General features: G+C 42.0%; 15 protein-coding genes. 9 read left to right on the top strand and 6 right to left on the bottom strand.

Features of this window, described 5'->3' with window-relative positions; genetic code table 11:
* The 6 genes from FGG15_RS15120 to FGG15_RS15095 all read left to right on the top strand — a co-directional run bounded on the left by FGG15_RS15120 (position 1) and on the right by FGG15_RS15095 (position 5,268).
* Complete coding sequence (locus FGG15_RS15120; protein ID WP_138837698.1) at positions 1–753, top strand: SDR family NAD(P)-dependent oxidoreductase; 753 nt, start codon at positions 1–3, stop codon at positions 751–753.
* 1 nt (position 754) lies between these two features.
* Positions 755–1,534, top strand: coding sequence for an acetylglutamate kinase (argB, locus tag FGG15_RS15115; RefSeq protein ID WP_138837696.1), 780 nt, complete (start codon positions 755–757; stop codon positions 1,532–1,534).
* Complete coding sequence (locus FGG15_RS15110) at positions 1,531–2,601, top strand: M20 family metallo-hydrolase (protein WP_138837694.1); 1,071 nt, start codon at positions 1,531–1,533, stop codon at positions 2,599–2,601. Before argB ends, FGG15_RS15110 begins: the two co-directional genes overlap by 4 nt.
* Positions 2,602–2,614: 13 nt before the next feature.
* Positions 2,615–3,025: an ACT domain-containing protein gene (locus FGG15_RS15105; protein WP_138837692.1), complete on the top strand. Its 411-nt coding sequence runs from the start codon at positions 2,615–2,617 to the stop codon at positions 3,023–3,025.
* A complete protein-coding gene (argH, locus tag FGG15_RS15100; protein ID WP_138837690.1) occupies positions 3,022–4,311 on the top strand; it encodes an argininosuccinate lyase in 1,290 nt (429 codons plus the stop codon). Before FGG15_RS15105 ends, argH begins: the two co-directional genes overlap by 4 nt.
* Before the next feature lie 735 nt (positions 4,312–5,046).
* Positions 5,047–5,268, top strand: coding sequence for a hypothetical protein (locus FGG15_RS15095; protein WP_138837688.1), 222 nt, complete (start codon positions 5,047–5,049; stop codon positions 5,266–5,268).
* A gap of 108 nt (positions 5,269–5,376) precedes the next feature.
* Here the strand turns inward: FGG15_RS15095 and FGG15_RS15090 are convergent, their stop codons facing one another.
* The 5 genes from FGG15_RS15090 to FGG15_RS15070 all read right to left on the bottom strand — a co-directional run bounded on the left by FGG15_RS15090 (position 5,377) and on the right by FGG15_RS15070 (position 10,302).
* A complete protein-coding gene (locus FGG15_RS15090; RefSeq protein WP_138837686.1) occupies positions 5,377–6,216 on the bottom strand; it encodes a pseudouridine synthase in 840 nt (279 codons plus the stop codon).
* Between the two features lie 57 nt (positions 6,217–6,273).
* Positions 6,274–7,224 (bottom strand): carbon-nitrogen hydrolase family protein, encoded by a 951-nt coding sequence (locus FGG15_RS15085; RefSeq protein WP_138837684.1) that lies wholly within the window; start codon positions 7,222–7,224, stop codon positions 6,274–6,276.
* Entirely contained in the window at positions 7,224–8,129 is a 906-nt protein-coding gene (locus FGG15_RS15080) for a geranylgeranylglycerol-phosphate geranylgeranyltransferase (protein WP_138837682.1), read from the bottom strand. Before FGG15_RS15080 ends, FGG15_RS15085 begins: the two co-directional genes overlap by 1 nt.
* An 11-nt stretch (positions 8,130–8,140) precedes the next feature.
* Positions 8,141–9,079 (bottom strand): mevalonate kinase family protein, encoded by a 939-nt coding sequence (locus FGG15_RS15075; RefSeq protein WP_138837680.1) that lies wholly within the window; start codon positions 9,077–9,079, stop codon positions 8,141–8,143.
* A gap of 128 nt (positions 9,080–9,207) precedes the next feature.
* On the bottom strand, positions 9,208–10,302 hold the full coding sequence (locus FGG15_RS15070; protein WP_138837679.1) for a diphosphomevalonate decarboxylase: 1,095 nt from the start codon (positions 10,300–10,302) through the stop codon (positions 9,208–9,210).
* A 92-nt stretch (positions 10,303–10,394) separates the two neighbouring features.
* On the opposite strand from FGG15_RS15070, the gene FGG15_RS15065 reads away from it, so the two are divergent.
* Positions 10,395–10,868, top strand: a complete 474-nt coding sequence (locus FGG15_RS15065) for a TspO/MBR family protein (protein ID WP_138837677.1) — start codon at positions 10,395–10,397, stop codon at positions 10,866–10,868.
* On the opposite strand, the gene FGG15_RS15060 is transcribed toward FGG15_RS15065, so the two are convergent.
* Positions 10,865–11,398, bottom strand: a complete 534-nt coding sequence (locus tag FGG15_RS15060; protein WP_138837675.1) for a DUF1697 domain-containing protein — start codon at positions 11,396–11,398, stop codon at positions 10,865–10,867. The two genes, FGG15_RS15065 and FGG15_RS15060, sit on opposite strands and share 4 nt — an antisense overlap.
* Positions 11,399–11,467: 69 nt before the next feature.
* On the opposite strand from FGG15_RS15060, the gene glpK reads away from it, so the two are divergent.
* Both glpK and FGG15_RS15050 read left to right on the top strand, forming a co-directional pair.
* Positions 11,468–12,964 carry a glycerol kinase GlpK gene (gene glpK / locus FGG15_RS15055; RefSeq protein ID WP_138837673.1) on the top strand — a complete coding sequence of 499 codons (1,497 nt, stop codon included), beginning with the start codon at positions 11,468–11,470 and terminating at the stop codon, positions 12,962–12,964.
* Positions 12,965–12,998: 34 nt separating this feature from the next.
* Positions 12,999–13,727 (top strand): MIP/aquaporin family protein, encoded by a 729-nt coding sequence (locus tag FGG15_RS15050; RefSeq protein WP_138837671.1) that lies wholly within the window; start codon positions 12,999–13,001, stop codon positions 13,725–13,727.
* The last annotated feature ends 1 nt before the right edge of the window (position 13,728 follow it).

The following is a 13,728-nucleotide window of genomic DNA, read 5'->3' as shown; positions in this document are numbered from 1 at the left end:
ATGGAATTAAAGCTAAATAACAAAGTCGGTATTGTAACGGGAGCTACCAGCGGCATGGGAAAAGCCATAGCTGAAGCTTATCATGAAGCCGGTGCCTCCTTGATCTTATCTGGTCGCAATTTGGAGCGAGGGAACCAATTGGCCGCACAACTGGAAAACAGTGTCTTTGTCCCTGGTGATGTAAATGATGTGGATTACAACCAAAAATTGGTGGCTACGGCCATGGACAAGTTTGGAAGATTGGATATTTTATCCTTGAATGCCGGGATTCTTGGTTTGGGAAATGTGGTGGACCTTTCCGTTGAAACTTGGCGTGACACTATTGATACCAACTTAAGTTCCATCTTTTATTGCTCCAAATTTGCCATTCCTTTTTTACAAGAAGGGGAAGGAGGAAATATATTGATAAATGCATCCATTGCCGCTTTTAAGAGTTTTCCCAACCATCCGGCCTATTGTGCTTCCAAAGCAGCATCCTTAGGGTTGATGAAGCAATTGGCCGTAGAATATGCTCCAAAAATCAGGGTAAATGCCATCTGTCCCGGCCCTGTGGACACCCCTTTGATTTGGGATTCGGCAATAGCATTTGACCAACCAGAGGAAGCGGTGGAAAATGCCAAAAATGCCACCCTGCTCAAGCGATTGGGAACTCCAGAGGATATTGCCAAATTGGCGTTGTTCTTGGCTTCGGAAGATTCCTCGTGGATAACAGGTTCGGCAATGACCATTGATGGCGGAATAATAAATGCATAAAATGGGTGAAAAACTTTCCATAGTAAAAATCGGGGGCAATGTCATTGAGGACAACAGCCAACTTTCCCATACCCTTTCCCTTTTTTCCAAAATGAAAGGAAACAAAATTTTGGTACATGGGGGAGGAAAAAAGGCCACCGAAATTGGGAACAAGTTGGGTATAAAGGCCCATATGATCAATGGTAGGAGAATTACCGACAGTAAAAGTTTGGATGTGGCCATAATGGTGTATGCTGGTTTGGTCAACAAAAAAATCGTGGCCCAACTGCAGTCCCAAGGAACCAATGCCATTGGCATGAGTGGGGCTGATGCAAATGCCATCCAAGCCCATAAAAGACCTGTAAAAGAAATTGATTTTGGATGGGTCGGCGATGTAGATGGCGTAAATTCCAATGGAATTTTTAACCTGCTACAAGCTGGGTTCACTCCCATTTTTTGTGCACTGACCCATGATGGCAAAGGACAATTGTTCAATACCAATGCCGATACCATTGCCGCCGAACTGGCTATAGGAATGTCAGGACTGTTTGAGACTACCTTGTTTTATTGTTTTGAGAAACAAGGTGTTCTGCGAAGTATTGAAGATGAGGATTCGGTCATCCAACACATCAACTCTGAAACTTATGAAAGCTTATTGGAAGGGGGAATCATTGCAGATGGGATGTTACCTAAAATGCACAATTGCTTTCATGCGCTTCAAAATAAGGTGAAACAAGTCTGTATTGGAAACCATACCATGTTGGACGCCTCGAACTCAAATTTCACGACCTTGACCCTATGAAAACTGACCAACAAACGTTGACTCAAAAAGCTATCGAGTTGCTAAAGCAGCTCATTTCCATTCCCTCATTTTCAGCAGAGGAGGATAAAACTGGCGATGCCATTGAAACTTGGCTCCAAGGTTTTGGGGTAAAAACAGAACGGCTAGTCAATAATGTTTATGCTTTCAACAAGCATTTTGATGAAGCCAAACCAACTCTGCTCCTCAATTCCCACCATGATACCGTAAAACCAAACTCGGCGTATACCAAAGACCCTTTTCATCCCCATGTGGAGGACGGAAAACTTTATGGTCTGGGCAGCAATGATGCCGGAGGGTGTTTGGTTTCCCTTTTGGCCACTTTTGTGCACTTTTATGAAGCTGAAAATCTAAGCCACAACATCATTATGGCGGCAACGGCGGAAGAGGAAAATGCTGGGGAAAAAAGCTTGAGGGGATTGTTGCCCATACTTCCAAACATTGATGTGGCCATTGTTGGCGAACCTACCCTATTGGATTTGGCCATTGCGGAAAAAGGGCTGGTAGTTTTTGATGCCGTTGTGGAGGGAACCCCTTCCCATGCAGCCCATCCCAATAACAACAATTCCATTTACAACACCATTGACGTCTTAAACTGGTTCAAAAATTACACTTTTGACAAGGTTTCGGAGGCTTTGGGTGAGGTAAAAATGACCGTGACCCAAATCAATGCAGGAAAGCAGCACAATGTGGTTCCGGCCCAAGTGGATTTGGTAGTGGATGTGCGCGTAAATGATAGATACTCCAATAAGGAAGTTGCTGATTTGTTGCAACGGGAAGCCCCCTGCAAAATGACGCCACGTTCCTTACGACTGAATTCTTCTTCCATTGACCCCAAGCACGATTTGGTAAAGAGTGGGATGGCCTTGGACAGAAAAACCTATGGATCCCCCACGCTGTCCGATCAGGCCGCATTGACTTGTCAATCGATAAAACTGGGGCCTGGAGATAGTACACGATCGCATTCGGCAGATGAATTTATTTATGTGAATGAAATTGAGGAAGGAATTGATCTATATATCAAAATCCTTTCAGGATTTTTAAATTAAAAGGAATTGATCAATGACGGGAGAAACTAATTTATCCGCGCTAATCGCAAATATGCAACCGGAACTAAGCCCTACAGCTTTTGTTTTTGTCGCTGTGGATGATTTGTCAGCTCTAGATCTATCCAAAGTCCATGGCTTTTATCGGGAAAAAGAAGGCATTACCCTGATTCTAGAAAAGTCGGTAGCGGACGACCTAGGTCTAAGTTATGGTTTTGTAGCATCTTGCATAACGTTAAGAATTCATTCCTCCCTAGAAGCCGTTGGGCTTACCGCAGCTTTTTCCAATACGTTGGCAAAGCACGGAATCAGCTGCAATGTAGTTGCGGCCTATTACCACGACCACATTTTTGTGGACACAATCAATGCAACAAAAGCAATGGATGCATTGGTTGCAATGACAAACCAAAACAATACAACATTATGAAACTCTGGGACAAAGGTTTTAGTACAGATAAAAAAATTGACCATTTTACCGTAGGTAACGACCGGGAACTGGATTTACTATTGGCCAAATATGATGTGATGGCCTCCCAAGCCCATGCCAAAATGTTGGCTCAAGTGGGCTTGATTTCCAAAGAGGAGTCCGAAGCCTTGGTAAAGGAACTGGGTACCATTGCCAAATCCATTGATAAAGGAACTTTTACCATTGAGGATAATTTTGAGGATATGCATTCCAAGATTGAATTTCTACTTACCAAAAAACTGGGTGATACCGGAAAGAAAATCCATACCGCACGGTCAAGGAACGATCAGGTTTTGGTAGCTATGCAGTTGTATTTAAAAAATGAGCTTAGCGAAATTAAAAGTGAGGTGAAATCACTTTTTGACCTTCTGCTCAACTTGGCGGAAAAACACAAATCCGTATTGCTTCCGGGTTATACGCATCTGCAAATTGCCATGCCCTCCTCATTTGGACTTTGGTTTTTGGCCTACGCAGAAAGTTTGGTGGACGACCTCCATTTTGTCCAAGCTGCTTATAAGATTGCCGACCAAAATCCGTTGGGAAGTGCAGCCGGTTATGGAAGTTCTTTTCCCATAGATCGGACTTTTACCACTAAGGAAATGGGATTCAAGACCCAGAAATATAACGTAGTTGCAGCCCAAATGGGGCGTGGGAAAGTTGAAAAGGCGACCGCCTTTGGAATTTCCAGCGTAGCTGCTACCCTATCCAAATTGGCCATGGATATCTGTTTGTACATGAGCCAGAATTTCGATTTTATCTCATTTCCCAACGAACTGACTACGGGCAGTAGCATCATGCCCCACAAGAAAAATCCGGATGTTTTTGAACTTATTAGGGCCAAGTGCAACAAAATTCAAGCCGTGCCCAACCAACTGACCTTGATTACCAACAATCTTCCGAGCGGATACCATAGGGATCTACAATTGGTGAAGGAAGTGATTGTGCCTGCCATTCAGGATATAAAAGCTTGTTTGGAAATGACCATTTTTAGTTTGAAGGAAATCCAAGTGAATCCCAATATTTTGGATGACCCCAAATACGATTATCTATTTAGCGTAGATACTCTGAATGAGCTGGTCAAAAACGGAATGCCTTTCCGGGACGCCTACAAAACCATGGGGCAAGCCATTGAGAATGGAAATTTTAAACCCAAAAGGGATATTGAACATACCCATGAAGGTAGTTTGGGGAATTTATGTTTGGAGGAAATTAAGGAAAAGATGGAAAAAGTACACTCATCCAACTAATGGATTTTATCTTGATTTCACCTTTTTAAGGGTTGAGATAAAAATGTTCAGGAAATAAAGTACTTGACCTATAACGAATAATATCAATCCGAAAAACCAAAGAGATTCAACGTACTGTATCATCCTAAAATTTTCCATGGTTGGTTTTATATCCATATTGGTTGTTGCAAAACTTAACGGAAAAAGGACCGTGAAAATCAAATGAAACCAGAACATCCAGCCAAAAATTTCGATTCTTCTGAGCTTTAGAATCCAATACCCAACTCCGCAAAGAATAAACCATGTCCCCAGTACATTGAACAAATGTGCATATGCGATGACAAAGTAGGTGTCATGGATATTTATATCCAGTGTTGAATCCGGGTAGACTACTGTGAAAAATACTTGTAAAACAATCAGGAGGATTCCCAATATCCAAAATACCAGATGTGTTTTTTCTTTGATGCTTTTCAAAAGGGCATTTATTTAATCATCTTCAAATTTACGCCCTTATCACTTTAAAATAATCTGTAACATTAATGAGGATTCATTTTAATGCTGAAAGATGGAAAAATTATACCTGTAAAAAGAGTTTTTTCACCTTAACTGTCCATCCGTCAATCCAAGTGGGGCATTCGTCAATTCCACCCTTCTTTTTTCTTTGAAATTCTCGAACTTCAATTATCGTCCTCTAAAAATCATTAAAACGATTTTTTGCTAAATGTTCTATGCAATATCAGAAAAGCCAGACTAATTATGAGAAACAAAAACACATATATCCATTTAACAATTATAGTGTTGCTAAATAGTTGTACTGAAGGTGAACCTGAAGGCGTTTCTTTTGCTTTTACGGTTGTACTCGGAATAATTTTTGTTATTGCGGCCTTTCGTACGATGTTCACAGAAGGTGATAATAAAATAGCCAGCGGTATTGTGGGAATTATATGTTTGATTGCATCCCTATTAATACTTGCCTAATAAAAAAGAAGATGGACGTTTTATATGATTTATTTGACACAAATTTTCACCAATCTTAACGGTGAAAATTCATTCAACCCGACCAATGTCAATCAATATGTTCCCAGATTACTTGATCATCTTCAAATTCACCACCTCTTGTTCTGTCAAATGGCGCCAATGTCCACGGGGAAGGTCTTTTTTGGTAAGTCCAGCGAATATTACACGATCCAATTTAGTGACATGGTAACCTAAATGTTCAAAGATGCGACGGACGATACGGTTTCGTCCACTGTGGATTTGAATTCCGACTTCCTTTTTTGGCGCACCTTGGATATAGCTCACATCATCCACTTCTACAGCTCCATCCTCCAACTCCAAGCCAGTTTCAATTTTTCTTAAATCGGAAAGGTTAAGACTTTTATCCAAATGCACATGGTAAATTTTACGCACTCCGTGGGTAGGGTGGGTCAGTTTTTTTGTGAGGTCGCCATCATTAGTAAACAACAACAACCCTGTAGTATTCCTGTCCAATCGTCCAACAGGCAACAAACGGTTTTTAGAAGCGCTAGAAACCAGCTCCATCACCGTGCGTCTTCCTTTTTCGTCATTGGTAGTGGTGATAAAGTTTTTGGGCTTGTTCAACAGGATATACTCCTTCTTTTCAGGATTGAGCTTTCTTCCATCAAACCGAACATCATCCGTAAGTTTCACCTTATAGCCCATTTCGGTAATCACTTTACCATTCACAGAAACACTGCCCGCAGCTATATACGTATCTGCCTCCCTTCGGGAGCAAATTCCGGCGTTGGCCACGTAGCGGTTCAATCGGATTTCGTTGGGGTTGGATTTTTTGGCTGGGGTATTCGCTTTAGGTTTTGAACCGTATTTTTTAGCATGCGGTTTTCCTTGATTTCGCCCCGTATTTTGGGTGGACTTCCTATTTCGTGGATTGTCTGATTTCGGCATCAGTCGTAAATTTTTTGCAAAAGTAGTGTTTTATGCTCCCTGCCACACTATCCAGAGCTATTTTTCAAACTCCACAGTGGATTGTCTTTCCCTATTGACCGAAAGCCTGGTCACATCAGGGCGGGAATAATGGCCTACAGGATCAAAGTTTTGGCGCTCTTCATAAACTCTATTGAAGTCCAAAGTTTGATAAATCAGGCCTTCTTGATCTACAATGGGTTCCACAATCCATTCGCCATCTGGGCCGGCTATACAACTGCCTCCATTGGCCATCACCTTCGGTGCTTTTTTCAAAATCTTGTCCAAATGCGGCGTCTCTTTCGGAAAATCTGAACTGGTCATCAAAGAGGACACAGAGATAACATAACTCCGGGATTCGCGGGCAATAAAACGGGTGATATCCTTAGTGTTGTGAAGTCCCCCGGGCCATACCGCCACATGCAGATTTTCTCCCTGCCCATATAAGGCCGTTCTGGGCAACGGCATCCAATTCTCCCAACAATTGAGTCCTCCAACCGTAAATTGTTTCAGTGGGTGGACTTGTAAACCATTGCCGTCACCTGGAGCCCAAGTGAGCCGTTCATCATAGGTAGGCTGTAACTTTCGGTGCACGGATTTGATTTCTCCATTCGGGTTGATATAAACCAATGAGCAGTATAAACTATGTCCACCACGATCTTTGGCACGTTCCATCATTCCCAAATACAGCGCTATGTTGTTTTCTTGCGCCAAGGTGCATATTGAATCCAACTCTCCCGCTTCCATTTGAATGGAATTTCGAGCATAATGGGCATGTAATTCTTTGTTGACTTTTAAGTCCCAAGCGGCACCCTCGGTGTAGGCCAACCAAAAAGGATATCCGGGCAAGAAAGCTTCGCCAAAAACCAGAAGTTCCGACTTTTCCTTTGCCGCTTCCAGAATTGTTGCTTCAATCTTCTGGATGGTCGCTTTTTTATCCAGCCAAACCGGGGCTATTTGCGCCAATGCTACCTTTAAATGATTTTCCATCACAAAATTCGATTTATAACCAAGTCCACATCAATCAACAAAATACTGATCACTCCAGCAACAATGATGAACTTTAGAATATTATGCAACCAAACATAGTGCTTTTTGCCACGGGCTTTCCATAACAAAATGATAAAAAGTCCCAACAAAACAATGCATGCGATGAAATACAGATGCATGTATCCCACATCAAAACTTTTGATCAACAGCAAGGCCGGCGCCAGCGTTAAAACAATTAGAAAACCAATAATGATCTTGGATACTTTTGGGCCATAGAGGATTGGGATGGTCTTATAATTCTGGGCCATGTCCCCTGCCATGTTTTCGAGATCCTTGATCATTTCACGGGCCAAAATCAACAGAAAGAGGAATAGGGCATGTACGAATATGACCGTCTCAAAATTGCCGTAGTACACAAAAACCACAAAAAAAGGAGCGATGGCCAAAGAAGCTGAAACCAGATTTCCGAGAAAAGGAACCCTTTTAAGCTTATGGGAATACAACCAAATGCCAAAAATGTAGCTTGAGAAAAATAAAACCGCCCGAAACGAAATATAACTTGCGGCCAGCACCGCCAGAAAGTTCAGGATAAAGTAGGTAGTGAGTTTGAATCGTTGGCTTACCAACCTATCCAACATAGTTTTCCGTGGTTTGTTGATCAAGTCCTTCTCGGCATCGTAAAAGTTATTGATGATATAGCCACTTGCAATCACCAAGCCTGAAGCGGTCACAATTAGAAATAGATTAAGGTCAAGAACAACTTCCCGTAAGCTGGTTTGTGGGGAAAGAATAAAAATCGAAGCTAAATATTGGGCCAGGGTAATGACCAAAATATTGTACCCACGTACCACAGAAAACAAACTCAACAGCTTAAAAAGCAAGAGTTTATTTCTTCTACTAAGCATGACGATTGTGGTTAGAAATTGTAAACAACTTCCAAATTGTATCCCTTGAGTGCTTTTTTGGCTTTATCCAAATCCTGGGTAAAACCCAAAATATAACCTCCGCCTCCAGAACCGCAGAGTTTTAAATAGTAGTCATTGGTTTCAATACCTTGCTGCCAAAGTTTATGGAACTTGGAAGGGATCATGGGTTTAAAGTGATCCAAAACCACATGCGATAACTGCTTTAGATTTCCAAAAAGGGATTTCATGTTCCCGTTCAAGAAATCTTCCACACAGGCATCTGTATGTTTCACAAATTGGTCTTTAATCATATTCCGGAAACCTTCTTGCTTCATTTTTTCCATAAAAATCTGCACCATTGGAGCAGTTTCTCCAGTAATACCGCTATCCAACAAGAATACAGCACCTTTCCCTTCCGTGTTTTGGGAGGGTATGCTGGTGGATTCAATATTGTCTTTGGAGTTGATGAGGATGGGCAGACTCAAATAACTGTTCAAGGGATCCAGACCCGAAGATTTGCCATGAAAAAAGGATTCCATCAAACCAAAAATGGTTTTGAGTTTCAACAATTTTTCCCGGGTAAGGTTTTCAAGAACTGTAATCTTATTATTGGCATATTTATCATAGATAGCGGCAACAAGGGCCCCGCTACTTCCTATTCCATAACCTTGTGGGATGGAACTGTCAAAATACATTCCTTGGTTCACGTCCCGCTCCATTACCTCCAAATCAAAAGAAACCAAATTCTTTTCCTTTTTTTCCAATTCTCTCAAATAACCTACAAAAGCCTTAAGGCCTTCATTGGATTGTTTTGCAGATGGTGCAGGGTTTTGATCGGTCTTTAGGGCGCCTTTAAAAAAATTATAGGGAATTGAAAGTCCCTTGGAATCCTTGATGATCCCATACTCCCCAAATAATAAAATCTTAGAATAAAAAAGAGGTCCTTTCATTATTGCATCTAAAATACAAACTATTTTGTTTAATTCAACTCTTGATCGGTTAAACAAAATGATTTTTCGGTTGAAATCCAGCGCTATTTGCCAAATTCAGGACAAAGAACGCTAAAATTTTGGCTTGATTACTTTTTAGGGATGATTAATTCTTTAGCTCCCGTCCCAATTCGATCACAAATATAGTGTCCGTTATCACAATGGGCAACCAATTCATCCTGAATGAATTGTATAACACTATCCTTAATAGATTCTGGATACAGCACATGTACATTGGCCCCTGCGTCCAACGTAAAGCAAACAGGCATTCCGGTTTCCTTTCTAAATCCCCAAATCTTATTGATGATTTCCAAGGTGTTGGGTTTCATCAAAATAAAATATGGATTGCTGCTCATCATCATGGCATGCAGGGTCAGGGCCTCGCTTTCTACCACCTTTACAAATTCTTCCAAATCCCCTGATTCCAAAATAGTTTGCAAGGAAGTCAGGTTATGATAAGCTTGTTTGAACCGCTCTTCGGCAAATGGGTGTCCGTGCATTAGGTTGTGACCTACGGTACTACTTACTTGTTTTTCGCCTTTATCTACCAGCAAAATGGTGTCATGGTAATGTTTAAAATTATCATGGACTTTATATGGATATTTTAAACCAAACAAATTGCTGCTTCCTTCAATAGATTCGTGCTTGCCCCAAACCACCAAATCGCCTTCCAAGCTTCTGCAGGCACTTCCTGAGCCTAATCGAGCCAAAAAAGAGGCTTTTCTCATGAAAAAAGAAGGATCCATATTCGGCTGCATATGTCTTTCCAAGTCCATAAGACAAAGTGCTAAAGCTGACATTCCACTGGCGGAGGACGCTATACCACTGCTATGGGGAAAGGAATTGGAAGTCTCTATAACAAAATGATATTCCTTCACAAAGGGTACATATTCGGCAATACGATCAAAAAATACCTCAATTTTTGGTTTAAAGTCAGCCTTCGGCTTACCGTCCAAATACAAGTCAAATGAAAACTTGGAAGTTGTCTCCTTTTTTTGAAATGAAAGTGTGGTCCTTGTGGCACAAGCATCCAAAGTAAAACTAATGGAGGGGTTGGCCGGAATTTGATTTTCCTTCTTCCCCCAGTATTTTACAAGTGCAATGTTACTCGGTGCTTTCCATGCAACTTTTCCCGATTCAGGTAAAGCTTCAGTATGTTTTGGCAGAAAGTCTTTTTCGGTCATTCAAAAAACTTTTGGCAAAGATAATGGAGTGCAGGAGGTTACAAGGACTCGGAGTTAAATAAATTCTTATTTTAGTTGGGAATGCCATTGCCATGAAAAAAAAACTGACCTATATAACCCTATCCGTACTTATTTGTTTGTTGATTGGTTTTCTGTCCAGTTTTGCCACCCAAAGTTCTGTCAATGATTGGTATGTTGGACTCAACAAGCCCAGTTTTAATCCCCCAAATTGGATTTTTGCCCCCGTTTGGACCACATTATATGTACTCATGGGAGTAGCTGCAGGCATTGTTTGGTCCAAAGGCTTTCATCATATTTGGGTAAAGACCGCCCTCTATCATTTTGGATTCCAGCTCTTGTTCAATGCCCTGTGGAGCATCGTTTTCTTTGGACTCAAGAATCCGTTTTGGGCATTTTTGGTGATTTTGGTGCTACTAACCCTCATCGCGTTAACAATCAAATGGTTCCGGGTAGTGAGCAAGCTAGCTTCTTTCTTGCTGGTTCCCTATCTTCTTTGGGTTTGTTTTGCCACCCTGCTCAATTACAAAATTTGGGAACTGAATTAGGATTGGGCCATTTCCAGTAACTTCATCATCGTCCTGAAATTTCGGGTTGTGGCCTGTACTTTTAGCTTATTTTCAATGAGATTGTTGCTGAGTTTGGCTTTCCCATAACCTGCCTTACAACAGAGATACACACAATTGTGGTTCACCTGAAACGCTTCATTGTCAAAATGGAGCAAATTAAAGCTATCCATTAGATCTTTCTCTGGTTCGGATTTAAGTAACACAAAATAGAGGCTTTTTTCTTCTTCCCCTGCGTAGGGATTTTGATCTATGATGCGTTTTAATTCCTCCTTGGTAAGTACCAAGGTAGGAACATCAAATCCAAAATGTTTTAGGATTACCTTATGCACTTCAATTTCCACCGCCTTTGCCGTAAGACCATCCTTCTTGCAACTTAAATTCCCGCTTTGAATATAGGTTTCAACATCCTGAAATCCAGATTGGGTAAGACATTGCCTTAAGTCTGCCATTTTTATTTTCTTTTGACCACCCACATTGATTCCCCTAAGGAGTACGATAAAAGTTTTCATCTTTCTTAATATGCATTTCGAAACTACACAGATTTATTTTACTAAATTGAGGGGCATCAAAAAAAACTTATGGACCAATATATCTTAGCCCTAGATCAGGGAACAACAAGTTCCAGAGCCGTAGTGGTTGATCAGCAGGGTACCATCGTAGCTGCAGCCCAAAAAGAATTTACACAGATTTTTCCAAAACCAGGTTGGGTGGAGCACGATGCCAAGGAAATCTGGGCTACGCAAGCCGGCATGGCAGCAGAAGCTGTTAGCCAGAAGGGATTGAAAGCGGAACAGATTTCGGCCATTGGAATTACCAACCAACGCGAAACCGTAGTGGTTTGGGATAAGCAAACAGCTGAGCCAATTTACAATGCCATAGTTTGGCAGGACAAACGAACGGCAGGATATTGTGACGAGCTAAAGTCCCAGGGGAAATCGGAAATGATCAGAAACAAAACAGGATTGGTCATCGATTCCTACTTTTCCGGCACCAAGGTGAAGTGGATTTTGGATCATGTTGATCGGGCTAAGGAAAAAGCAAAATCGGGAGATCTGTTAATGGGTACCATTGATACGTGGCTCATTTGGAAAATGACTGAAGGCAACTTGCACATTACCGATGTAACCAACGCTTCACGTACCCTTTTGTTCAATATCAATACCATGGATTGGGATGCAGAACTATTGGAACTCTTCGGAATTCCGAAGGAAATGCTGCCCAAGGTAAAGCAGTCCAGCGAGGTATACGGGTACACCAGTCCCAACTTTTTCGCTTCCAAAATTCCGATAGCCGGGATAGCTGGTGATCAGCAGGCCGCTTTGTTTGGGCAAATGTGCACCCAGGAAGGTATGGTGAAAAACACCTATGGAACAGGTTGTTTTATGTTGATGAACATTGGGGACAAACCCATTGTTTCCAAAAACAATTTGCTGACTACGGTAGCTTGGAAAATTAATGGGAAAACGACCTATGCACTAGAAGGTAGTGTCTTCATTGCCGGTGCAGTGGTGCAATGGCTTCGTGATAGTCTCAAAATCATTAAGACCTCTTCCGAGGTGGAACAATTGGCGGGTTCCGTGGTGGATTCTGACGGCGTATACCTTGTTCCCGCTTTTGCAGGTTTGGGGGCGCCCTATTGGAACCAACATGCCCAAGGTACGGTATTCGGGTTAACCCGTGGCAGCACGGATGCCCATATTGCCAGGGCCGCTTTGGACTCCATTGCTTATCAGACCATGGATATTCTAAGGGCCATGGAGGCTGATTCCGGGATTACCATAAATGAACTAAGGGTTGATGGAGGGGCAACGGTCAACAACCTTTTGATGCAATTCCAAGCCGATGTACTGGATACGGTTACGGTAAGACCCAAGGTGGTTGAGACCACGGTAATGGGTGCAGCCTATTTAGCTGGATTGGCGGTGAATTATTGGAAAAGTCCCGAAGAAATTCAAGATATTTGGCAGACCGATGTTCATTTTAAACCTTCAACAGAACGGGAAACCATTGACCAAAAAATCAAAGGCTGGTACAAGGCCATAAAAGCTTTGGAATATTGGGCAAACGAAGCTTAAAATTCAATCCTAACAAATAACCAACCCACTTAATATGACTCCTTTTATTTCTGAAATTGTTGGAACCTTTCTACTAATCTTAATGGGATGCGGTGTTAATGCCAACGTATCCCTACAAAAAACCTATGGTAGCGGTTCTGGATGGATTGTAATTACCACTGGATGGGCATTGGCCGTATACACAGGTGTAGTGGTAGCAGGCCCCCACAGCGGTGCACATTTGAACCCGGCCGTTACAGTTGGTTTGGCCCTTGCCGGGGAATTTTCCATTTATGATGTTCCTAGTTATGTGTCTGCTCAAATGATTGGGGCTATGCTGGGAGCCTTTACCGTCTGGTTATTAAATAAGAAGCACTTTGATGCTACCGAAGAAGGTGGTACAAAACGTGGTGTTTTTTGTACCGCGCCAGCAATTCCCAATACGGTACTAAATCTTTTTAGTGAGCTTATTGGCACTTTTGTTTTAATATTCGCCGTGCTTTATTTCACGGATGCCATAAATACTTCGGATAGCACTATAATTGGTCTTGGCTCTCTTGGTGCCCTACCTGTTGCCTTGATTGTGTGGGGTATAGGCCTTTCCTTGGGAGGTACTACGGGCTATGCTATAAATCCAGCCAGGGATTTGGGCCCGCGAATTATTCACGCATTGGTTCCCATAAAAGATAAAGGATCCTCTGGTTGGGGCTATTCATGGATACCCATTATCGGTCCCATTTTGGGAGCAGCTGTGGCAGCCGGATTGGCCATAGCTCTCGCCTAAC

The organism is Flagellimonas algicola (assembly GCF_005937185.1).
GTDB lineage: Bacteria > Bacteroidota > Bacteroidia > Flavobacteriales > Flavobacteriaceae > Flagellimonas > Flagellimonas algicola.
Note: the sequence above shows the minus strand (reverse complement) of the source record. Positions and strands in the feature narration are given on the sequence as shown.

Coding starts and splice junctions, on each gene's coding strand:
- FGG15_RS15120 (WP_138837698.1), top strand. CDS start 1: ATGGAATTAAAGCTAAATAACAAAGTCGGTATTGTAACGGGAGCTACC.
- argB (WP_138837696.1), top strand. CDS start 755: ATGGGTGAAAAACTTTCCATAGTAAAAATCGGGGGCAATGTCATTGAG.
- FGG15_RS15110 (WP_138837694.1), top strand. CDS start 1,531: ATGAAAACTGACCAACAAACGTTGACTCAAAAAGCTATCGAGTTGCTA.
- FGG15_RS15105 (WP_138837692.1), top strand. CDS start 2,615: ATGACGGGAGAAACTAATTTATCCGCGCTAATCGCAAATATGCAACCG.
- argH (WP_138837690.1), top strand. CDS start 3,022: ATGAAACTCTGGGACAAAGGTTTTAGTACAGATAAAAAAATTGACCAT.
- FGG15_RS15095 (WP_138837688.1), top strand. CDS start 5,047: ATGAGAAACAAAAACACATATATCCATTTAACAATTATAGTGTTGCTA.
- FGG15_RS15090 (WP_138837686.1), bottom strand. CDS start 6,216: ATGCCGAAATCAGACAATCCACGAAATAGGAAGTCCACCCAAAATACG.
- FGG15_RS15085 (WP_138837684.1), bottom strand. CDS start 7,224: ATGGAAAATCATTTAAAGGTAGCATTGGCGCAAATAGCCCCGGTTTGG.
- FGG15_RS15080 (WP_138837682.1), bottom strand. CDS start 8,129: ATGCTTAGTAGAAGAAATAAACTCTTGCTTTTTAAGCTGTTGAGTTTG.
- FGG15_RS15075 (WP_138837680.1), bottom strand. CDS start 9,079: ATGAAAGGACCTCTTTTTTATTCTAAGATTTTATTATTTGGGGAGTAT.
- FGG15_RS15070 (WP_138837679.1), bottom strand. CDS start 10,302: ATGACCGAAAAAGACTTTCTGCCAAAACATACTGAAGCTTTACCTGAA.
- FGG15_RS15065 (WP_138837677.1), top strand. CDS start 10,395: ATGAAAAAAAAACTGACCTATATAACCCTATCCGTACTTATTTGTTTG.
- FGG15_RS15060 (WP_138837675.1), bottom strand. CDS start 11,398: ATGAAAACTTTTATCGTACTCCTTAGGGGAATCAATGTGGGTGGTCAA.
- glpK (WP_138837673.1), top strand. CDS start 11,468: ATGGACCAATATATCTTAGCCCTAGATCAGGGAACAACAAGTTCCAGA.
- FGG15_RS15050 (WP_138837671.1), top strand. CDS start 12,999: ATGACTCCTTTTATTTCTGAAATTGTTGGAACCTTTCTACTAATCTTA.